Annotated in this window: 18 protein-coding genes; 14 read left to right on the top strand and 4 right to left on the bottom strand. The window is 33.9% G+C overall.

Features of this window, described 5'->3' with window-relative positions; translation table 11 throughout:
- Window positions 1-50 precede the first annotated feature (50 nt).
- Complete coding sequence (locus BLP44_RS04300; RefSeq protein ID WP_091129682.1) at window positions 51-797, top strand: tetratricopeptide repeat protein; 747 nt, start codon at window positions 51-53, stop codon at window positions 795-797.
- An 81-nt stretch (window positions 798-878) separates the two neighbouring features.
- Here BLP44_RS04300 and BLP44_RS04295 read toward each other — a convergent pair whose 3' ends face one another.
- From BLP44_RS04295 to BLP44_RS04285, 3 genes are all read right to left on the bottom strand, one after another.
- Window positions 879-2429 (bottom strand): vWA domain-containing protein, encoded by a 1551-nt coding sequence (locus BLP44_RS04295; RefSeq protein WP_091129678.1) that lies wholly within the window; start codon window positions 2427-2429, stop codon window positions 879-881.
- Window positions 2430-2717: 288 nt separating this feature from the next.
- Window positions 2718-3287, bottom strand: coding sequence for a 5-formyltetrahydrofolate cyclo-ligase (locus BLP44_RS04290; protein WP_091129675.1), 570 nt, complete (start codon window positions 3285-3287; stop codon window positions 2718-2720).
- Window positions 3274-4254, bottom strand: a complete 981-nt coding sequence (locus tag BLP44_RS04285) for a succinylglutamate desuccinylase/aspartoacylase family protein (protein ID WP_008465348.1) — start codon at window positions 4252-4254, stop codon at window positions 3274-3276. The genes BLP44_RS04290 and BLP44_RS04285 overlap by 14 nt, the downstream gene beginning before the upstream one ends.
- Before the next feature lie 134 nt (window positions 4255-4388).
- Between BLP44_RS04285 and uvrC the strand changes: the two genes are divergently transcribed.
- From uvrC to BLP44_RS04220, 13 genes are all read left to right on the top strand, one after another.
- Window positions 4389-6182: an excinuclease ABC subunit UvrC gene (gene uvrC, locus BLP44_RS04280; protein WP_008465350.1), complete on the top strand. Its 1794-nt coding sequence runs from the start codon at window positions 4389-4391 to the stop codon at window positions 6180-6182.
- 7 nt (window positions 6183-6189) lie between these two features.
- The gene (locus BLP44_RS04275; protein WP_091129672.1) at window positions 6190-8460 is read left to right on the top strand and encodes a patatin-like phospholipase family protein; all 2271 of its coding nucleotides are present in this window, start codon (window positions 6190-6192) and stop codon (window positions 8458-8460) included.
- Window positions 8461-8780: 320 nt separating this feature from the next.
- Entirely contained in the window at window positions 8781-9938 is a 1158-nt protein-coding gene (locus BLP44_RS04270; RefSeq protein WP_091129820.1) for a homogentisate 1,2-dioxygenase, read from the top strand.
- A 228-nt stretch (window positions 9939-10166) separates the two neighbouring features.
- Window positions 10167-11327, top strand: coding sequence for a 4-hydroxyphenylpyruvate dioxygenase (gene hppD / locus BLP44_RS04265; RefSeq protein WP_008465353.1), 1161 nt, complete (start codon window positions 10167-10169; stop codon window positions 11325-11327).
- Between the two features lie 298 nt (window positions 11328-11625).
- Window positions 11626-12396 (top strand): DUF3108 domain-containing protein, encoded by a 771-nt coding sequence (locus BLP44_RS04260; protein WP_008465354.1) that lies wholly within the window; start codon window positions 11626-11628, stop codon window positions 12394-12396.
- Window positions 12396-13337, top strand: a complete 942-nt coding sequence (locus tag BLP44_RS04255) for a tryptophan 2,3-dioxygenase family protein (protein WP_091129668.1) — start codon at window positions 12396-12398, stop codon at window positions 13335-13337. Before BLP44_RS04260 ends, BLP44_RS04255 begins: the two co-directional genes overlap by 1 nt.
- 25 nt (window positions 13338-13362) lie before the next feature.
- On the top strand, window positions 13363-14583 hold the full coding sequence (locus tag BLP44_RS04250; protein WP_066033349.1) for a peptidoglycan DD-metalloendopeptidase family protein: 1221 nt from the start codon (window positions 13363-13365) through the stop codon (window positions 14581-14583).
- A 23-nt stretch (window positions 14584-14606) separates the two neighbouring features.
- Entirely contained in the window at window positions 14607-15227 is a 621-nt protein-coding gene (locus BLP44_RS04245) for a hypothetical protein (protein ID WP_091129665.1), read from the top strand.
- 38 nt (window positions 15228-15265) lie between these two features.
- A complete protein-coding gene (locus tag BLP44_RS04240; protein ID WP_091129661.1) occupies window positions 15266-15598 on the top strand; it encodes a hypothetical protein in 333 nt (110 codons plus the stop codon).
- Window positions 15599-15709: 111 nt separating this feature from the next.
- The gene (gene pgi, locus BLP44_RS04235; RefSeq protein ID WP_091129658.1) at window positions 15710-17353 is read left to right on the top strand and encodes a glucose-6-phosphate isomerase; all 1644 of its coding nucleotides are present in this window, start codon (window positions 15710-15712) and stop codon (window positions 17351-17353) included.
- Window positions 17354-17674: 321 nt separating this feature from the next.
- A complete protein-coding gene (locus BLP44_RS04230) occupies window positions 17675-20425 on the top strand; it encodes a TonB-dependent receptor (RefSeq protein ID WP_091129656.1) in 2751 nt (916 codons plus the stop codon).
- Window positions 20426-20531: 106 nt separating this feature from the next.
- Window positions 20532-20954 carry a hypothetical protein gene (locus BLP44_RS04225; protein WP_091129653.1) on the top strand — a complete coding sequence of 141 codons (423 nt, stop codon included), beginning with the start codon at window positions 20532-20534 and terminating at the stop codon, window positions 20952-20954.
- A gap of 91 nt (window positions 20955-21045) precedes the next feature.
- Entirely contained in the window at window positions 21046-21534 is a 489-nt protein-coding gene (locus BLP44_RS04220) for a septal ring lytic transglycosylase RlpA family protein (RefSeq protein WP_066033344.1), read from the top strand.
- 32 nt (window positions 21535-21566) lie between these two features.
- On the opposite strand, the gene BLP44_RS04215 is transcribed toward BLP44_RS04220, so the two are convergent.
- Window positions 21567-22022, bottom strand: coding sequence for a DinB family protein (locus tag BLP44_RS04215; protein ID WP_066033343.1), 456 nt, complete (start codon window positions 22020-22022; stop codon window positions 21567-21569).
- Window positions 22023-22090: the final 68 nt, after the last annotated feature.

Raw genomic sequence — 22090 nt, 5'->3', positions numbered from 1 at the left:
AAAACAAACCTAACAGGTTTTAAAAACCTGTTAGGTTTAAACAAAATAAGATGAAAAACATACTATATCTCTTTTTATTCATCTCGCAGGTTTTCTTTGCGCAGGGTCGCTTTGAATCGGCTAATGCTTTGTACCAAAAAGGGCAATATAAAGAAGCGGCACAGGTTTATGAGAACATTATAAAAGAAGATAAACTGCAATCTGCCGAATTGTATTTCAATTTAGGAAATTGTTATTACAAACTAAATCAGGTTGCGCCTTCGATTTATAATTATGAGAAAGCTTTGGTTCTTAAACCAAACGATCCAGAGACTTTAAACAATCTAAAATTTGCCAAAAAACTGACTATCGATGAAATCAAAGAAGTTCCTAAAGTAGGTTTTGCAAAACTGATCCAGAACTTTACTTCTATTTTTGATTATAATACTTGGGCTAAGATTTCTGTTGCGCTTGGCTTTGTATTTTTATTGAGTTTTATTGGGTATTACTTTTCAAATGCCACACTCGCAAAAAGAATTTATTTTGTTGGAATGTTTATTATTCTCGTTGCATTTGCGTTAAGCATTTCGGCTGGAATGTCTGAAAAAAGTCATTTTGAAAACGATCGTGTTGCTATTGTATTTTCTGAGTTAAGCCAAGTTCGACGCGAGCCTCAAAAATCTTCAAATGGTATTATCTTATTGCATGAAGGAGCAAAAGTTTATGTGTTAGAAAGTATTTCAGGCTGGAAAAAAATCGAATTGACAGACGGAACTCAAGGCTGGATAGATTCTTCAACTATTAAAGAAGTAAAATAAGGTTTTAAAATATTCAAATAAAAAATTCCAAATTCCAATTTTAAGTTGGAGTTTGGAATTTTTCTTTTTTCGAATTTTAAATTAATTCACCGCATCGACCAATCGTACAAACTCAGATCTATAGCCTTCTTCGTCATTTGATAAACCAGATTTTGCCAATCTTTTAATATCCGAACTTGAACTGCTGGCAATATATTTGGAATCTCTGAGTTTTAATCCGAACCAAGAAACGGCAGTTGTAAATTTGAAATCTGCAGAACTGTTTTCCAAGTCTGTTTTCTTATCTGCAATTATATTTACAATTTCAATACTATTATTGCCATCAGGTTTTTTATATCTAAATTTTACTGTAGCCAATTCATCGCTATGATTTTCAGCAACTTTTGGCGTTTTAGTATATTTTAAATCTGAAGGGACATAATCACTCTCTACACCTACCGGAACTATTTCATACAAAGCCGTAACCGAATGTCCGCTACCTAATTCGCCCGCATCAATTTTATCATTTTTAAAATCTTCTGCATTCAGTTTTCGGTTTTCATAACCAATCAATCGATATGCTTGAACATGATTTGGATTAAACTCAATTTGGATTTTTACATCTTTTGCGATAGCAAACATAGAACCTTTAAATTCTTTTCCAAGAAAACGATTCGCTTCCTGAATGTTATCGATATAAGCATAATTTCCATTTCCTTTGTCGGCCAAGATTTCCATTTTACTGTCTTTGTAATTCCCCATTCCAAATCCAAGAACGGTTAAGAAAACTCCAGATTCTCTTTTTTGTTCAATCAATTTCAGCATATCATCATCAGAAGAAGCACCAACATTAAAATCTCCATCAGTGGCTATCACTACTCGATTATTGCCGCCTTTAATAAAATTTTGTTGTGCCAGCTTATAAGCCAATTCGATTCCTTCTCCTCCTGCCGTGCTTCCACCTGCGTGCAAATCGTCAAAAGCATCCATAATTTCATCTTTATTATCTCCCGAAGTTGGCTCTAAAACTACTCCCGCAGATCCTGCATAAACGACAATTGAAACTTTATCAATGCTTCGAAGTTCTTTCACCAAAATTTTCATAGATTCTTTCAGCAAAGGCAGTTTGTTTGGTTCATCCATCGAACCCGAAACATCCACTAGAAAAACTAAATTAGTTGCTGGTAAATTTGCCATTGGAACATTCTTTCCCTGCAGACCAATTTTTAGCAATCTGCTATTTTTATTCCACGGACAATCGCTGTATTCTGTATTTATAGAAAACGGATGCTGACCATCTGGCTGCGGATATTTGTATTTAAAAAAGTTGATCATTTCTTCAACACGAACAGCATCTTTTGGAACTTTCTGCCCTTCGTTTATAAATCTGCGGATATTAGTATACGATGCGTTATCAACATCGATAGAAAAAGTAGAAAGTGGTTCTTTCAGCGGAGATTCAAACGGATTTTCTTCTAATGCCGCATAACTTTCTGTATTGGTTTCAGGAATATAATTTTCCTCTTCAATTAAATCGGTCGTAGCTGCAACTGCAGTAGAATCTGCGGTTTCCACAGTCTCATAATCAGCTTTCTTACAGCCGAAAATAGTAAGTACAAGGAATGCCATCATAAAGAAATTAAGATTTCTCATAAAGTAAGTTTTAAAAAAATTAATAAAAGGTTATAGGCTTCAAATAAGGACTAGCATTCCGGATTTACTAGAGGCGATTATTTGCAATTTTTCGAGTATCAAAATCGTGCCAAATTTTTTACAAATATTTTTCTTACGTGAAAATAAAATGAGAAACTCTTATTTTTAAAGGGATATCGTGTGGAATATTTTTTTGAATGTGAAGATTTTTTTGCCACAGATTAAAGGATTAATCTTTTGGAATCATTTTAATCTGTGGCATTAAATTTTGAACGTTCCGTTGTGAAATTAAAATGTATAAATTTTCTCTGGCGTAACGCAATAATCCAATTTAATATCCGATTCAAAAACGTCATCAATTTGGTTTACCGATTCAAAAAAAGAAAGTCCAATTTTTATGGTTGCGGTTTTGCATTCGGCAAGAAATTTATCGTAGAAACCCTTTCCATAACCAATTCGGTTTCCATAAACATCAAAAGCCAAAAGTGGCACAAAAACCACTTCAACTTTTGAAGATGGAACTTCAATTCCGTCAATGGGTTCAGGAATATTGTATTCGTTCTTTTTGATTTTGGTGTTATCTGTTAAAAGAAAATGAGTCATTTTTCTGGTTTCAAAATCACTTTTCGAAATCAAGACTTCTTTGTCTTTTCCAGAAAGCAAGTGCAGAATATATTCGGTATTTACTTCTTTATGCTCTTCAATCGGAAGAAAAACATGATAATACGTTTTATTCCAGATCGGCATTTGAATTAATTGATTGGCAATTGCAAGGCTCTTCTCTTCTATTTCATCAAAAGAAAGTGCTTTACGAAGATTTTTATATTCTATGCGAAGTTCTTTTTTACTCGTCGGCATTATCGTCTGGGGTTTTAGATAAATGATAAATGGCATCGCCCTCATAAACAATTGGCGAATGATTGGCATTGATTACATAACCATCATGCGGTGCTTTTACTTTTTGCTCAAACTTCCCAAACGGATCTGTAATAATGGCTAAGATAGTTCCTTTGGTTACAAATTTTCCAACCAAATTAAAATCATGAAGCAGTCCAGAACATTTTGCACGTAGCCAAACCGATTGTTTAATATAAATTGAAGGAGTTAATGCGGGTTCCATAATTTGTTTAGAATCCAACATTCCTAAATAGTGAAGCAAACGTTTGGTTCCTAATACGCCTTGGTTTGCAATTTCGTTATTGATATCTAGTGATTTTCCGCCTTCAAAAAGCAGCATTTTGACATTGGCACTCTCAGAAGTTTTCCTAAAAGAGCCATTTATATTTTTAGAATACAGCGTAAATGGTGCATTAAAAATATCGGCGAGAACTTTCAGTTCAGGATTATTTTCGGTAATTCTAATCTGCGGCGCATTAAAACGGCTTGCTCCACCCGCATGAAAATCGACAGCATAATCTAAAATCGGTAAAATCTCTTCGACAATATGATAGGCAAATCGGCTGGCAAGCGAACCTTTTTTACTTCCGGGAAAAACACGATTCAAGTCACGCCCGTCTGGAAATTCTCTCGATTTGTTGACAAAACCGTACATATTGATTACCGGAATACAGATTATTGTACCGCAAGCCGGTCTGTTTATTTTTTTACTAATGATCTGACGAACAATTTCGACACCGTTAATTTCGTCACCATGTATTCCTGCTGAAAACAATATTGTTGGGCCTTCATGTTTAGAACGGCGCACAATTACAGGAATATTCAACTTAGTTGTAGTATGAAGCCGAGCAATTTCGACATTTATGGTTCTATGTTCTCCTGGCAAAATCGATTCGCCAAAAATGACCAATGGAGCACTATTTTTCATGTGAATTATAAAATCTAAATATAGAAATTATTCTTTTGATTTTGTAAATTTGAAACTAATTCAATGTTAAGCTTGTTTCAGAAATCGGAATGGTTTTTGAAAAGCTTTTCGAACATCTTCAGAAACAGAATAGAATGCAAAAACCGTCCTTAGATCTTCAAATTTTAACCTTGCCTGATAATCCGGGCGTATATCAATATTATGATAAAGACGGGAAAATCTTGTATGTCGGAAAAGCTAAAAATTTAAAAAAAAGGGTTTCATCCTATTTCAATAAAATTCACGATACTGCCAAAACAAATGTATTGGTAAAAAAAATCGTTACTATAAAACATATCGTAGTTCCAACGGAAACCGATGCGCTTTTATTAGAAAACAATTTAATTAAAACGCTTCAGCCGCGATACAACGTTTTATTAAGAGATGATAAAACGTATCCGTGGATTTGCATCAAAAAAGAACCATTTTCTAGAATATTTTCTACTCGAAGAATGGTTAAAGACGGCTCTGAATATTTTGGCCCATACACTAATTTCAAAACTGTACATACGATTTTAGATTTAATCAAAGAATTGTATCCGCTTAGAACTTGCAACTACGATTTGAGCGAATCGAATATTAATTCTGGAAAATTTAAAGTTTGTTTAGAATATCATATTGGCAATTGCAAAGGCCCATGCGAAGGTTTGGAACCTTTGGAAGAATACCAAAAACAAGTCAATGCGATTCGCGAAATCCTGAAAGGAAACTTCAAAGAAAGTTTAAAAGATTTCAAGAAACTGATGAACAATTATGCGCAGAACTTGCAGTTTGAAGAAGCGCAGAAAATTAAAGAAAAGATTGAAGTTTTGGAAAATTATCAATCTAGATCTACTATTATAAATCCGAAGATCACCAATATCGATGTTTTCTCGATTGTTTCTGACGAAAGTGCCGCTTATGTCAATTTCCTTCAGATTTCACATGGTTCTATTATTCGTTCGCACACTTTAGAAATGAAGAAAAAACTCGATGAAAGCGATGAAGAATTACTGGAATTGGCAATTGTAGAACTTCGTGAGCGTTTTCAATTATTATCCAAAGAAATTATTGTTCCTTTTGAATTGGATTTAGGCGAAAATATCAAGACAACTGTTCCACAACTTGGGGATAAAAAACAGATTCTGGATTTGTCGATTCGAAATGCCAAATTCTATCGCATCGAACAATTAAAACAATTGCAGATTGTAGATCCAGATCGTCACGTAAACCGAATTATGGCGCAGATGCAGAAAGATTTGCGTCTTCCGTCTGAACCAAGACATATAGAATGTTTTGATAACTCGAATATTCAGGGAACAAATCCAGTTGCGGCTTGTGTCGTTTTTAAAGACGGAAAACCGAGCAAAAAAGATTATCGCCATTTTAATGTCAAAACCGTTGAAGGGCCAAACGACTTTGCTTCGATGACCGAAATTGTGTATCGCCGTTACAAAAGAGTATTAGAAGAAAACGAACCTTTGCCACAATTGATAATAATTGACGGTGGAAAAGGACAGCTCTCAGCAGCTTTAAAAAGCATTGACGATTTAGGATTACGCGGAAAAGTAGCCATTATCGGAATCGCAAAACGTCTGGAAGAACTTTTCTATCCTGGCGATTCAATTCCGTTATATTTGGACAAAAAATCAGAAACATTAAAAGTTATTCAGCATTTAAGAAATGAGGCGCATAGATTCGGGATTACATTTCATAGAGACAAAAGAAGCAAATCGGCCCTTAATTCTTCTGTTGAAAGTATTCCAGGAATCGGTGAAAAAACCATGACTACATTAATACAACATTTCAAAAGTGTTAAAAGATTGAAATTAGCTACAGAAAAAGAAATTTCAGCCGTTGTAGGTGTTTCTAAAGCCAAAAAAATTGTCGACTTTTACAAAACCAACTAGAGTTTTTATGCGTTCATTCCAACTGTACATTTCAAAAAATTGGTTTAAAGGAGTTTCCTCGCGCGCATTCTCATTTGTCGTATTGCTGTTATTTTTGTTTTCGCAAGAAGCTTTTTCACAGGAAATTAAAAAAGACAGTGTTAAAAGACCCAAAATTGGTTTGGTTTTAAGCGGCGGCGGAGCCAAAGGTTTTGCTCATATCGGAGTTTTAAAAGTTTTGGAAGAAGCCGGAATCAAAATTGATTATATCGGCGGAACCAGTATGGGTTCTGTAATTGGCGGACTTTATGCTTCTGGTTACAACGCTTCACAGATTGATTCGATTTTTAAAAAAACCAATTTTGACGAATTAATTAACGATTATATTCCGCGTTCATCCAAAAACTTTTATGGCAAAAAGAATGACGAATTGTATGCCGTTGTTTTGCCATTTAGCAATTTCAGAATCGGCATTCCTGAAGCGCTTTCAAAAGGAATGTACAATTATAATTTATTGAGCAGTTTAACTAGAAACGTACGCCATGTTCGTGATTTCAACAAACTGCCTACTCCCTTTCTATGTATCGGAACCAATATTGAAACAGGTGAAGAAGTTTTATTAAACAAAGGAAATCTTGTTCAGGCTATGATGGCAAGCGCTGCTTTTCCTTCTTTATTTACTCCAGTAGAAATTGACGGAAATCTTCTTGTTGATGGCGGTGTTGTAAACAATTACCCTATACAAGAAGTTCGCAATCTTGGTGCAGATATTATTATTGGTGTCGACGTTCAGGACGATTTGCTGAAAAGAAAAAACCTGAAAAATGCCACGAGAATTTTGGTTCAGATTACCAATCTGCAATCCATCGAAAAAATGAAAAGTAAGGTAAAAGACACCGATGTTTACATCAAACCTGATATTCGCGATTTTGGTGTTATTTCATTTGACCGAGGAGAAGAAATCATCAGAAAAGGAGAAGAAGCGGCTTTTGCGGTTTATGAAAAACTCAAAACATTGACAGACGAAAACAACTTTTATAAAAAACCAAAATTAAAAGTTGCAACAGATACGCTTCATATTCAAGACATAAATACTGATAAATTAGAAAATTATACCAAAGAATATATTCGCGGCAAACTTCGTTTCAAGCCAGGAAGCACTATAACTTATGACGTTCTTAAAGCTGGAATTAACAACTTAAATGCTACACAAAACTTTAGCACAATCTCCTATTGCCTTCAGCCAAATGGCGATAAAGACAATTTGGATTTGGTTTTAAGAGAAAATCCAACTCAGACGTATCTAAAACTTGGACTTCATTATGATGGACTTTACAAAAGTGCTGTTTTATTAAATCTTACTCATAAAAAGACTTTCTTAAAAAATGATGTTACTTCTCTAGATATCATTCTGGGTGATAATTTCAGATATGATTTTAACTATTATGTCGAAAATGGCTTTAACATCAGTTTTGGTTTCCGTTCTAGATTGAATCAATTTAACCGAAATGTAACTACCAGTTTAAGTGGCGTTCTGAAAGAAACACCAAATGTCAATCTCATTAATGTTGACTTTATGGACATAAGCAATCAGGCTTATTTTCAGACTATTTTTGTGCAGAAATTTTTAATGGGCGGTGGTTTAGAATATAAATATCTAAAAATCAATTCGCCTACGCTTGCCAATGAAGATAACATAATTGAGAAAAGCAATTATTTTAGCGCTTTTGCTTATTTAAAATACGATTCGTTAGATGAAAAATATTACCCAAGCTCTGGATTATATTTTTCTACAGATGTGCAGACCTATATGGCATCATCGGATTATACCAAACAATTTAAACCTTTTTCCATTGCAAAAGCCGAGGTTTCAATTGTGAGACCGTTATTCAGAAAAGCAACCATAAAATTTGGAGCCGATGCTGGATTTAATATTGGCAGCGATAGTGTTCCGTTTTTTGATTTTATTTTGGGAGGTTATGGATACAACAAAATAAATAACTTCAATTATTTCTACGGATATGATTTTCTAAGTATTGCCGGCAACAGCTACATTAAATCTGATATTAATATTGATTATGAAATCTTCAAAAAAAACCATATCAATGTATCAGCTAATTTTGCCAACTTAGGAGATGATATTTTCTCTTCTGTTGATTGGGTTTCTATGCCAAAATATACAGGATACGCAATTGGTTATGGTTTAGAAACCATAATTGGACCAATTGAAGTAAAACAATCTTGGTCTCCAGAAATGTCAAAAAGCTTCACGTGGTTTAGTATCGGGTTTCAATTTTAGTAGTATAATCGAGAATACTTCAATAAATTCTGCCTATTTTTTTACATCATAAAATTTAAATCAAAAAAATTAAGTTATTTTATAGTTATAAATAATATAATTTTTATTTTTACTCCGAAAAAATTACGACATTTGTTATAATGAAAACAAATTGGACAGGTTTATTAGAGTATCTTCAATTCCTCATCAAGAGAAATCCTGAGTAATGGCTCTATCGAATTGAAATAATCAGTCAATATCAAAAATTGAACTGGTTGTTTATCTCTGCAATTCAAATTTTCGAATTATCTAATTTTACTAATTATCTAATTGAAAAAGCCATGCCACTATATCATAAACTTGGGGATTTTCCTCAAAAGCGACACACCCAATTCGAAAAGCCAAGTGGAGGTTTTTATTACGAACAATTGTTTGGAACCGAAGGTTTTCATGGACATTCGTCATTGTCTTATCATGTACACAGACCAACGCAGGTTAAAGAAATTTTAAACTCTTATTCGGTTGAACCTAAAATTGCAATCGGAAAAAACATAAAATCATTACTTTTTAAAGGTTTTGAATTGAAACCTGAGAATGATTTTCTAGACAGCCGAAAAGCTATGTTGGTCAATAAAGACTGCATTATTGGTTTGGCTGCGCCGAAAGAATCGCTTCGAAATTATTTCTACAAAAATGCCGACGCTGATGAAATGCTTTTCATCCACAGAGGGAAAGGAAAATTAAGAACCATGTTAGGGAATATCCCGTTTGAATATGGCGATTATTTAATTATTCCACGCGGCATTATTTATCAAATCGAATTCGAAACAGAAGATAACCGATTATTTTACGTAGAATCTTATTCTCCTTTTTATACCCCCAAACGTTATAAAAACCAATCTGGCCAACATTTAGAACATTCTCCATTTTGCGAGCGTGATTTTATTCTGCCAAGCGAATTGGAAACACATGACGAAAAAGGTGATTTTTTAATTAAAATCAAAAAAGAAGGAATGATTCACGAAGTGGTTTATGCCACACATCCGTTTGACGTTGTAGGCTGGGACGGCTACAATTTCCCGTACGGATTTTCAATTCACAATTTCGAGCCTATAACGGGACGTGTTCACCAACCGCCACCAGTACATCAAACTTTTGAAACAGCAGCTTTCGTTGTTTGTTCATTCTGCCCTAGACTTTACGATTATCACCCAAAAGCGATTCCGGCGCCATACAATCATAGCAATATAGATTCTGACGAAGTCCTATATTATGTTGATGGTGATTTTATGAGCCGAAATAATATTGAGCAAGGGCATATCACGTTACACCCCAAAGGAATTCCACACGGTCCAGCGCCTGGCGCAATGGAACGCAGTATTGGTCACAAAGAAACTCAAGAATTAGCCGTTATGGTGGATACTTTCCGTCCGTTAATGGTTACTGAAGAAGCTATGGGATTGGATGACGGGAAATATTACAAATCTTGGACGGAGTAACTAATCGAGTTTAACCGCAAAGTTCGCAAAGGATTTTTCGCAAAGTTCACAAAGATTCTAAGTAAGTTTTACCAAACCAAGTTCGCAAAGCTTTGCGTTCTTAGCGATTTTATAAAATCTAAATCAAAAAAATCTTTGCGCTCTTTGCAGTAAAAAAAAATCAAACACAACACTAACACTTCGGTTTTCGATCAATTAAACGATTAACCGATTAAACAAATAAACAAAATGAGCAAAGAAGTAAAATCAGTAGAATACGGATTAGAGAAAATATTTGAAGGAGCACAAGATTTCCTTCCATTATTAGGAACAGATTATGTAGAGTTTTATGTAGGGAATGCAAAACAAGCTGCACATTATTATAAATCTGCATTTGGATATCAATCATTGGCTTATGCCGGATTAGAAACTGGAGTAAGAGACAGAGCATCTTATGTTTTAAAACAAGACAAAATCAGAATTGTTTTAACAACGCCATTAACAGCGGATTCTCCAATTAACGAACATTTGAAAAAACATGGTGACGGAGTAAAAGTTGCTGCCCTTTGGGTTGAAGATGCAACAAAATCTTACGAAGAAACGATGAAACGTGGAGCACGCTCTTTTATGGAACCAACTGTAGAAGAAGATGAATTTGGTCAAGTGGTACGTTCTGGAATTTACACTTATGGAGAAACCGTTCACATTTTCGTTGAAAGAAAAAATTACAACGGAGTTTTCCTTCCTGGTTATAGAGAATGGAAATCTGACTTTAATCCAGAACCAACAGGATTAAAATACATCGACCACATGGTGGGAAATGTAGGTTGGAATGAAATGAATACTTGGGTAAAATTCTACGAAGAAGTTATGGGATTTGTGAATTTCTTATCTTTTGACGACAAACAAATCACCACAGAATATTCTGCATTGATGAGTAAAGTAATGTCAAACGGAAATGGGAGAATTAAATTCCCAATCAACGAACCAGCAGAAGGAAAGAAAAAATCTCAAATTGAAGAGTATTTAGATTTCTACGGTGGACCTGGAATTCAGCACATTGCCATTGCTACAGACGATATCATCAAAACAGTATCACAACTGAGAGCACGCGGCGTTGAGTTTTTATCGGCCCCTCCTCATACTTATTATGAAGCAATCCCAGAAAGATTAGGTGTTCATATGGATATGATGAAAGAAGATTTAAATGAAATCGAAAAATTGGCGATCATGGTTGATGCCGATGAAGATGGTTACTTATTACAGATTTTTACCAAGCCAGTTCAAGACAGACCTACACTTTTCTTCGAAATTATCCAGAGAATGGGTGCAAAAGGATTTGGTGCAGGTAACTTTAAAGCTCTGTTTGAGTCAATTGAGAGAGAACAAGAATTGAGAGGAACTTTGTAAAAACGCATTTTTTTTGCATTTAAACGCGGATTTCTCTAAAAAACGATGCTTTTTTTGCAAATGTTATGTTAAACTTGACTTTGGCTATTTGAAATCTGAACTTTCTATCTATCTTTGCACTCGCAAATCAGGAAGGGGTGGTTTCCTTCCGAATTGATATAAATTTCATAATTTATAGTTTTTTGGTTAGTTAATAGCATAAAAACTCAGTCATCTTTGACTGAGTTTTTTTGTTTTGGTACATTTGGAATAGAATTTGCATTTGTCTACCTTTATAATAAAACGTAAAGAATGTACTATGAAAAAGCTCATCCTCACTATATTATCACTAACAATACTGTCTTTCGCGCCTCAAAAAGAAGACGCTTTCGATACTGGAGAATATTTTAAATTTAGAATACATTATGGAATTGTAAATGCTGGATACGCCACTCTTGAAGTTAAAGATGCCACCATCAATAATAAAAAGGTATACCACTCTGTTGGAAAAGGTTACACAACTGGAATGTCAAAATTTTTCTTCAAAGTAGAAGATTTGTATGAAAGTTATTTTGACAAAGAAACAGGAAAACCATACCGATATGTTAGAAAAATTGATGAAGGGGGTTATACCAAAAATCAAGAAGGTTTTTTCAATCAAAATGAAAATAGAGTTTTAGTAAAAGACTATAAGCGTAAATCTGAAAAAACAATCGTTGTTACAGAAAGCGTTCAAGATATTGTTTCTGCATTTTATTACCTGAGAAACCATCCCAACATTGACAAACTTAAATCAGGCGAATCCATTACAATCGACATGTTTTTTGATGATGAAATCACAAAATTTAAGTTAAAATATATAGGTCGTCAAGATATTACGACTAAATTTGGAACCGTTTCTACAATGGTCTTCAAACCGTCGGTACAGACTGGAAGAGTATTTAAAGAAAAAGAGAGCTTAACACTCTGGATAACAGACGACGTAAACAAAGTTCCGATTAGAATTAAAGCAGATTTGGCCGTAGGATCTCTTAAAGCCGATCTCGATGAATATAAAGGACTGAAAAGTCCACTTAAAGCAAAAAAATAATGAACCCTACAGATCATTCTGAAGCAATTTTAAAAGAAATTGGCCTTAAATTTCAAGCCATAAATCAAAAAACTGATGTTCAGTTAGAAGGATTGCTTTGGGCCAAACCAATTACTTATTGGGATTACATTCAAACAGACGCTCTATTAAATTTACAAATACAACGCACCACACTTCCTGACGAAATGGTTTTTATCATGTACCATCAGGTAAATGAATTAATTTTTAAAATGATATTGTGGGAAATTGATCAGATTGCCGAAACGGAAAACATTCAGGTTGATTTTTTCAGCGAAAGATTATCAAGAATTACAAGATACTTTGATATGCTTACCAATTCGTTCAGCATTATGGAAAACGGAATGGAAGTAGATCAATACATGAAATTCAGAAACACGCTCACTCCTGCAAGCGGATTTCAAAGTGCACAATACAGAATGATCGAATTTGCTTCGACAGACGTTATCAATTTGACAGACCGCAGATACAAAGCAAACTTTGATGAAAATACCGATTTGGAAACCAGCTTTGAACACCTTTATTGGCAAGCAGCCGGAAAAGATTATCACACTGGCGAAAAATCATATTTGTTAAATGAATTTGAAAAGAAATACAAAGAACAGTTTTTGAGACAAATGGCTTCTTTCAAAACAAAAAACCTTTGGCAAAAATTCATCCAATTACCAATTCAAGATCAGCAAAATCCAGAACTAATCGCTGCAATGCGCCATTACGATAAAACGGTAAACATTACTTGGGTAATGCAGCATCTTAACACTGCAAGAAAATACATCTTAGAAAGCGGAAAAGGCAATGGAGAAGCTACAGGAGGAAGCGACTGGCAAAAATATATGCACCCAAAATACCAAAGACGCATCTTTTTTCCTAAATTGTGGACCGAAGAAGAATTGTCCAATTGGGGAAATGAAACTGAAGTTTAATTTCACCACAAAAAATTTATAAAGTTTGAAAAAAGCAGTCGTAATTTTAATTGTCTTGTTTTCTATTTTTTCATGTAAAAAAGAAGAAGAAAAAGTAGAAGCAAAAATTACTAAACCAGCAACCAAAAAAATAGAATTCGGTTTTAATTACGCAGACTTTAATGTTGTTAATGACACTATTTCAAAAGGAGATTCTTTTGGCTCAATTATGCAAAGCCAAAACATTGGAGACAAAAAAGTAAATGAAATTGTAGAACAGGTAAAAGATTCTTTCAATGTCAGAAACATTCGTTACGGAAAACCTTTCACTTTACTTCGTTCTAAAAACAAAACCAATAATCTTCAAGTTTTTATTTATCAGCCAGATGCCTTAAGTTATTATGTTGTCGATTTACGAGATAGCATTGCAAAAGCATATAAAAAAATAAAACCAGTTACTTTAAAACGAAAAATGATTGGTGGCGTTTTAAAAAGCTCTCTTTCTGAAACTTTAGGAAATGAAAGTGTTGAAACCGCTTTGGCTAGCAGAATTACAAAAGTATTTTCTTGGTCTATTGACTTCTTCAAACTAAAAAAAGGCGATCGCTACGGATTAATTTTCACAGAGCGATTCATTAACGGAAAAACCTATGATGGCGTTGAAGATCTTGAAGCTGCATTTTTTGAATATAAAGGAAAAATAATTTATGCTTTTCCTTTTGAAAAAGATACCACTTCTGGAAAGATTGAATATTATGACGATGAGGGAAAAACACTTAAAAACTTCTTCCTAAAAACGCCAATTAAATTCAGCCGAATCACTTCAAGATTCACCATGAACAGATACCATCCTGTACAGCATACTTGGAAAGCACATAAAGGAACCGATTATGCAGCTCCAACTGGAACGCCAATTTCAACCACCGCATCAGGAGTTGTAGAAGCTACCGGATATACTGCAGGAAACGGAAACTTTGTAAAAGTAAAACATAACGGAACCTACTCTACTCAATATTTACATATGTCTAAAATCCTAGTTCGTCGCGGACAACGCGTTACGCAAGGACAGACAATTGGCTTGGTTGGAAGTACAGGTTTAGCTTCTGGTCCACACGTTTGCTATCGTTTCTGGAAAAATGGCGTACAAGTAGATGCGCTTCGATTAAATCTTCCAACAGGAGAATCTTTGACTGGGAATGACAGAACTCGCTTTATGACACAGATTGAGCCTCTAAAAAGAGAATTGGACAGTATTGGTAATTTGTAAATAATCTTTTTGAATCGAAAATCATGAAAAATGAACGCCTCAAAACCATGTATCATGAAACTTTTTCTGGTTTAAAATTATTTTACAGAGATACAAATCTTCCTGAAAATTTAATTTTGAATTATAAAGTCGGACAGATCATTCAAGAAAAAGGATTTACTGATATGAGTTCGATTGGTGGAGGAATTTCAGGAAATCTGAGATATTTGATTGCCAGTGCGCATGCCAAAGATTTGTCAAAATTTAATCCTGATTCGGCAAAAATTGGACATTATCTTTTAGACTCGATTGCTTATTTCAAAGTATTGGACATTCAGAAAATCGGTGATAAAACACAAATTTTTCTTCTGAATATTCCAGACAATTCGATTTCACTTTTCAAAAATTCATCTTCAAACTTAGAAGAAGAAATTATCGAAAAAGCTCAAAAACGCTTTCGCGAAAAAATTGATCTTGACTTAATTCCAGAATTACAAACTGAGAACTGGAAAGAAAGAACCAAATTTCCGCTTGGAATGGATGAAAACGGTCAATTATTTTTTGATGATTCTAAAATTAAAACAGAATCGCCAAAAAGAATTGATGTTGATGTCTCTAAAAAAATTATAGAAATCAATAAAAAGCCTTGGTGGAAGTTTTGGTAAAAAAATATTTAGTCAAAAGCTTCTATCAAACCTAATACATGCAAAAATCCTTTCTAATACTTTTATCTCTATTCGCTATTGGGTGTTCCAATCCAAAGGTTTTTGTTTTAAATGAAAAAGAAGAAAGCAGATATTTTGTTCAGAAACTAGTTAACACTGCCTTCGAAAATGATTTAATTGGAGAATCGCCTTTGATTGTAGTTAACGGAACTTCATTTAAATACAACAAAAAACAAGACACGATCTTATTGCCACTAAAAAAGCTCGATATTATCACTTTAGACTTTTTAAACAAAAACAGCAGCCGTATCATTTACAATGAAAAAGAAAATGATGGCGCGATAATCATAACTTCAAAAATTCAAAAGTAAACTCATAAAACGTTTTCGTAACTTATTGTTATATAATCGCAAACCGCTCCCCTTTTAAAAGTTATTTCAGTATTTTTGTGTTTCAGAAAACAAACTCAATTATAGATAAAAATGGCTTTAAACACAACAAACCCAACCGGGACTGAAGCGTGGAAAAATCTACAGAACCACTATAACGCAATTCACGAAACCACAATACAAGAATTGTTTCAACAAGATAGTGCACGTGCTGAAAAATTCAACTTGCAATGGAATGATTTTTTAGTAGATTACTCAAAAAATAATATTAGTCAAGAAACGGTTTCTCTTTTATTGGAATTAGCAAATTCGATCGGACTGAAAGATGCAATTGCACAATATTTTGGAGGAGAATTAATCAATCAGACAGAAAACCGTGCCGTTTTACACACTGCATTACGTGCTCCAGAATCAGCTGTAATTAAGGTTGATGGAGAAAATGTAATTCCTGAAGTTTACGAAGTAAAAAATAAAATCAAAAACTTTACTCAAGAAGTAATTTCTGGAGAAAGGAAAGGATATACCGGAAAAGCTTTTACTGATATTGTAAATATCGGAATTGGCGGTTCTGACCTTGGTCCTGTTATGGCTGTTGAAGCTTTACAGTTTTACAAAAATCACTTAAACACTTATTTCGTTTCGAATGTTGACGGTGACCACGTAAACGAAATCATCAAAAAACTAAATCCAGAAACAACACTTTTTGTAATTGTTTCTAAAACTTTTACTACTCAAGAAACACTTTCAAATTCTGAGACAATTAAAGAATGGTTTTTAAAATCGGCTTCTCAAGAAGATATCGCTAAACATTTCGTAGCAGTTTCTACAAACATTCAAAAAGTAACAGAATTCGGAATTAATCCAAGTAACGTTTTCCCAATGTGGGACTGGGTTGGAGGAAGATTTTCTCTTTGGAGCGCTGTTGGTTTAAGCATTGCATTGGCAGTTGGTTTTGACAACTACAATGACTTACTGAAAGGAGCAAATGAAATGGATGAGCATTTCAAATCAGCAGAATTTGATGAAAACATTCCAGTTATTTTAGCTTTGTTAAGTGTTTGGTACAATAATTTTTATGGTGCCGAAAGTGAAGCTTTGATTCCGTACACGCAATATTTATCAAAATTAGCTCCGTATTTACAACAAGCTTTTATGGAAAGTAACGGGAAAAGCGTTGGCCGTGACGGAAAACCTGTTAACTACCAAACTGGAACAATTATTTGGGGAGAACCAGGGACAAACTCACAACACGCTTTCTTCCAGTTAATTCATCAAGGAACAAAAAGAATCCCAACAGACTTCATTGGATTCGTAAAACCACTTTACGGAAACGAAGATCATCATAATAAATTAATGTCTAACTTTTTTGCTCAGACTGAAGCTTTAATGAATGGAAAAACAGAAGCACAAGTTCAGGCAGAATTTGACAAGCAAGGATTAGCAGCCGAAAAAGCTTCTTATTTATTGCCTTTTAAAGTTTTCACTGGAAACAAACCAACGAATACTATTTTGATTCAAAAACTTACACCAAAAAGTTTAGGTTCTTTAATTGCATTATATGAACATAAAATTTTTGTTCAAGGAGTTATTTGGAACATTTTCAGTTTTGACCAATGGGGAGTTGAGTTAGGTAAACAATTGGCAAATTCTATCTTAGACGAGATCAATTCTAAGACCGTTAAGAATCACGATAGTTCAACTTCATTTTTGTTAAATCATTTCTTAAAAAATAAATAGAATACTTTTTTTAAATATTCTCTAACTTTTAAAACGTCCTAATTTTTAGTAAAATTAGGACGTTTTTTATATAAAAGACCGACAAAAAGCAGAATTATCCGCCAATTTGCCTATTCCCACTTACGGCACTACTAGAATAATTACATTTTTAACAAAAAAGCTTCACATAAATTCAAGAAAACAATATTTTTTTTAAACAAAAAAGAAAAATTCATTTTAATACGCAGCACAAAAGACAAAACTGTTTTTTCTTAACATTTCGATAACATTATCTGAGTTATTTGTTATAATTTTGCCAAAAACAATAAACTCAATAACAAAATGAAGAAAATGAAAAATTGGTTACTGACTGGACTATTTTTTATGATAGTTTCGACCGTATTTTCTCAAGGAAAAGTTACTGGTAAAATTACCGACGGAACAGGCGGGTTACCAGGAGCAAATGTAGTGATCAAAGGATCTACTATAGCAACTTCAACAGATTTTGATGGTAAATTTACACTTACATCGCCATCAAGCACAGGAGAGATTGTAATCTCTTTTTTAGGTTATGACAACCAAACTGTAAAATTTACAGTAGCAAATGGTGCAACTACAAACTTAGGAACTATCACTTTGGTTTCTAACTCAAACGAATTGAGCGAGATTGTAGTTAAAAGTACAACAGTAGATATTGCAAAAGACAGAAAAACTCCTGTTGCCGTTTCTACAATTAAAGCAGCTGAAATTCAGGCAAAATTAGGAAACCAAGAACTTCCTGAAATGCTAAAAAGTACTCCATCTGTTTACGTAACTAAATCTGGCGGTGGATTTGGAGATTCAAGAATTACGGTTCGTGGATTTAGCCAAAACAACGTAGCGGTAATGGTTAACGGTATGCCAGTTAACGACATGGAAAATGGTTCTGTTTACTGGAGTAACTGGGCTGGTTTATCTGACGTTACTTCTTTCATTCAAGTACAAAGAGGTTTAGGATCTTCAAAATTAGCTATTGCTTCTGTTGGGGGTACTATGAACTACGTAACTAAATCTTCAGATTTGAAACAAGGTGGTACAGTTGGTACTTCTTTTGGTAATGACAATTTCTTCAAATCTAATGTTGCTTACAACACTGGAAAATTAGATAGCGGTTTCTCTGCTTCTGTTTTATACAGCCACTCTCAAGGTGACGGATATGTTGACGGAACTCAATTTAACGGAGACAATTACTACGTAGCTCTTGGTTATACTACAAAAAACAACAAACACGATTTCCAATTTACAGTTACTGGTGCTCCACAATGGCACGACCAAAGAAATACATTTATCACAATAGCGCAGTATCAAAAATACGGTACAGAATCTGATCCAAACATTAAATATAACTCTGACTGGGGTTATAAAGATGGTCAAGCTTTCAACATGACAAGAAACTACTACCACAAACCAGTTGTTTCGTTGAACTATGATTTCCAAATTAACGAAACTTCAAAATTATCTACTGTAGCTTACGCTTCTTTCGGACGTGGAGGAGGTTCTAGAGGAGCTGGAGGTATTAGAGGTTTTAACTACGCTAATAACGCATTCAGAACTGCAGACGGTTTAGTTGATTTTGACAAAATTGTTGCTTATAACTCTGGACAAACTGTAAACATCAACGGAACTAATTACACTCGTACAACTAACGGTACAACTGGAGAATTCCAAAATAGTTCTTCTACAGGAAGTTTAACAAACTCTACAACTGGTATTTCTCAAATTTCATCTGTTAACTCTCACAACTGGTATGGAGCGATTGTTAACTTCAACAAAAAATTCTCTGATAACTTAACTTGGGATCTTGGAATTGATGTTAGAGGATACAAAGGTCTTCACTACCAAAACGTAAACAACTTATTAGGAGCAGATTCATACATTGATAATTTTGATGTTAACAATCCTAATAGAACTTTATACAGTACATACTCTACTTACGCTCCTTGGAATGTATTTAAAGACACTGACAAAGAAGAGAAAATCAACTTCAACAATGATGGTGATGTAAGATGGTACGGTGGATTTACTCAATTAGAGTATACTTCAGACAAATTTACTGCATTCGTACAAGGTGCACTTTCTCAACAAGGATTTAAGAGAGTTGATTATTTCAAATACCTTTCTTCAAACCCATTATCTAGTACAGATTACGAAAACATCTTAGGTGGTAACGTAAAAGGTGGTGTTAACTACAACATCAATGAGCACCACAATGTTTTTGTTAACTCAGGATATTATTCAAAACAACCATTTTTTAATGCAGTTTACCCAAACAATGCTTCAATTGTAAATGGTAACTTAACAAACGAAAAAATCTTCGGTATTGAAGCTGGTTACGGTTTACGTACAAGCAAATTCTCTGCAAACTTAAACTTATACCGTACTTCTTGGAAAGACAGATACCAAAGACAATCTGACGGAGCTACTGATAACCCTGGAGGTTACTATGATTTCGCTGGAATTACAGAAATCCACTCAGGTATCGAAATTGATGCTACTGCAAAAGTACTTGACAATCTTACTATAACTGGAATGTTATCTATTGGAGATTGGCAATATGACGGAACAAGTACAAGTAACCGTTACGATTCTGGAAACAATCCTATTGGTGGAGGAACTCCTACCACATTATACCTTGACGGTGTAAGAGTTGGAGACGCTGCTCAAACAACTGCTGCTTTAGGAGCAACTTACGAAATTTTACCTCGCTTCACTATTGATGCAAACTACAACTATGTGGACAAATTGTATGCTGCTATCTCTCCAGGAAACTTCACTAAAGAAGATAACAGAGGAGCATTACAATTGCCTTCTTACGGAACTGCTGATGCTGGTTTATCATACAAATTGTTAGTAGGTAAAAACAAAAGCAACTCTGTAGGTTTCAGATTAAACGTAAACAACGTTTTTGATTACACTTACATTGCTGAAGCAAAAACAAATATTTTTGCTGCTGATGTTCCTACGGTTCCAACATACAAAGGCATTGCTACTACAAACCAAGTATACTTTGGTTTTGGTAGAACTTGGAACTTCGCACTACGTTACGATTTCTAAAATTTAGAATCTAAATAAATAATAAAAACGGCATTGACTTTTAAGTTTAATGCCGTTTTTTTATAGCCTTTTTTGTTATATTTGTTTTGAACAAAAAACACAGTTTATGTATAATTTTCTACAAAAATTCCACTCTGGCTGGGCATACTTAGCATTACTTCTTTTAGTTGTTGCAGTGGTTAATGCCATCATTGGAGTAACTTCAAAAAAAGAGTTTACAGCTAAAGATCGTAAAATCGCTTTATTTGCTTTAATTGGTACACACACTCAATTATTGATTGGTTTAATCTTATATTTTGTCTCTCCTCTTGGAAAAGACGCTTTCGGACAAATGTCTAATGCAGAATTAAGATTAACTTCATTAGAGCACCCTCTAATTAATATTATTGCTATCATCCTAATTACTATCGGATGGTCTAAACATAAAAAATTAGCTAATAGCGAAGCTAAATTTAAAACCTTTGCTATTTTTTACACATTAGGATTATTGCTTATTTTAAGTAGAATTCCGTGGAACCTTTGGTTCTAAAAAATACCAAATAAAAGCCCTTTATCAGGGCTTTTTTTATCTCGGCATATTATTTGTACAAACTCCCCCCAAGTCTGAAAAAAAATAACCCATGAGAAATAAAACAAACATTTTATTCGCCACAATCGCTTTAACCCTAATTAGCGGCTTTACTTACATGATAAGCCAGACCAAACCTACAACAGAACCTAAAATTATTCAAGATACTGTTAAGAATGTAAAACCTGTTATTGTTCCTTTGCCGGACTCAGTTTTTACAGACAAAGGTTTAAAACTTAGACCATACAAAAAAAACGCTCATGCCTCCTACTATGCAGATCGTTTTAATGGAAAAAGGACTGCTAACGGAAGTCGATTTAACAACAACAATTATACTGCTGCTCACAAAAAACTTCCTTTTGGAACTAGAGTAAAAGTAACAAATGAAGCCAATGGTAAATTTGTAATAGTAAAAATTACCGATCGTGGTCCATTTGTCAAAACTCGCGAAATTGATCTGTCTAAAAGAGCTTTTATGGATATTACAAAAAATAAAGGTGCCGGAGCAATGAAGGTTACCATCGAAACCATAATCGAATAAAAAAATATCCCGCTTAAAGCGGGATATTTTTTTTAAACTAATTTTCTTAGTGCCATTACAACTCCAGTATGAAGTCCTTCATGATAATTATTAAAATCTAAAGCACCTTGAATATGACGAAGTGTAAATCCCATACTTGTAGTGTATTCATGATAATCAACAAATAAACCGCTTTCAAAATCATTCTTCGTTTTTTCTAATGTTGTTGAAAGCAAGATTCTGATCTCATCAACCTCAGCTTGAGAAACATCTCCTTCTGGTTTGGTTCCTTTTCTGTATTTATTAATGAACTCTTCAGAAACCATTGTTGGAAGACCAGATAATTTATAAACCAAAAGCTGCTGTGAAGAAACGCAATGGCCAATATTCCAAATAATATTATTGCTGAAACCATCTGGAATTTTGTTTAATTGCTCTAATGAATGATTATCTAAAATTTTCAAAAGAACTTCTCTTATTGTTTTTTGTACATCAAAAACTGAACTCATAATTTTATTTTTTTTCTAAAATTAGTCATTTTTAAGTTTCAAATGGATTTTCTTTGCATTCTAACAAA

This window comes from Flavobacterium anhuiense (assembly GCF_900101855.1).
GTDB lineage: Bacteria > Bacteroidota > Bacteroidia > Flavobacteriales > Flavobacteriaceae > Flavobacterium > Flavobacterium anhuiense.
Note: the sequence above shows the minus strand (reverse complement) of the source record. Positions and strands in the feature narration are given on the sequence as shown.

Excerpts from the sequence above, each read along its gene's own strand:
- BLP44_RS04300 (WP_091129682.1), top strand. The coding sequence starts at position 51 with ATGAAAAACATACTATATCTCTTTTTATTCATCTCGCAGGTTTTCTTT.
- BLP44_RS04295 (WP_091129678.1), bottom strand. The coding sequence starts at position 2,429 with ATGAGAAATCTTAATTTCTTTATGATGGCATTCCTTGTACTTACTATT.
- BLP44_RS04290 (WP_091129675.1), bottom strand. The coding sequence starts at position 3,287 with ATGCCGACGAGTAAAAAAGAACTTCGCATAGAATATAAAAATCTTCGT.
- BLP44_RS04285 (WP_008465348.1), bottom strand. The coding sequence starts at position 4,254 with ATGAAAAATAGTGCTCCATTGGTCATTTTTGGCGAATCGATTTTGCCA.
- uvrC (WP_008465350.1), top strand. The coding sequence starts at position 4,389 with ATGCAAAAACCGTCCTTAGATCTTCAAATTTTAACCTTGCCTGATAAT.
- BLP44_RS04275 (WP_091129672.1), top strand. The coding sequence starts at position 6,190 with ATGCGTTCATTCCAACTGTACATTTCAAAAAATTGGTTTAAAGGAGTT.
- BLP44_RS04270 (WP_091129820.1), top strand. The coding sequence starts at position 8,781 with ATGCCACTATATCATAAACTTGGGGATTTTCCTCAAAAGCGACACACC.
- hppD (WP_008465353.1), top strand. The coding sequence starts at position 10,167 with ATGAGCAAAGAAGTAAAATCAGTAGAATACGGATTAGAGAAAATATTT.
- BLP44_RS04260 (WP_008465354.1), top strand. The coding sequence starts at position 11,626 with ATGAAAAAGCTCATCCTCACTATATTATCACTAACAATACTGTCTTTC.
- BLP44_RS04255 (WP_091129668.1), top strand. The coding sequence starts at position 12,396 with ATGAACCCTACAGATCATTCTGAAGCAATTTTAAAAGAAATTGGCCTT.
- BLP44_RS04245 (WP_091129665.1), top strand. The coding sequence starts at position 14,607 with ATGAAAAATGAACGCCTCAAAACCATGTATCATGAAACTTTTTCTGGT.
- BLP44_RS04240 (WP_091129661.1), top strand. The coding sequence starts at position 15,266 with ATGCAAAAATCCTTTCTAATACTTTTATCTCTATTCGCTATTGGGTGT.
- pgi (WP_091129658.1), top strand. The coding sequence starts at position 15,710 with ATGGCTTTAAACACAACAAACCCAACCGGGACTGAAGCGTGGAAAAAT.
- BLP44_RS04230 (WP_091129656.1), top strand. The coding sequence starts at position 17,675 with ATGAAGAAAATGAAAAATTGGTTACTGACTGGACTATTTTTTATGATA.
- BLP44_RS04225 (WP_091129653.1), top strand. The coding sequence starts at position 20,532 with ATGTATAATTTTCTACAAAAATTCCACTCTGGCTGGGCATACTTAGCA.
- BLP44_RS04220 (WP_066033344.1), top strand. The coding sequence starts at position 21,046 with ATGAGAAATAAAACAAACATTTTATTCGCCACAATCGCTTTAACCCTA.
- BLP44_RS04215 (WP_066033343.1), bottom strand. The coding sequence starts at position 22,022 with ATGAGTTCAGTTTTTGATGTACAAAAAACAATAAGAGAAGTTCTTTTG.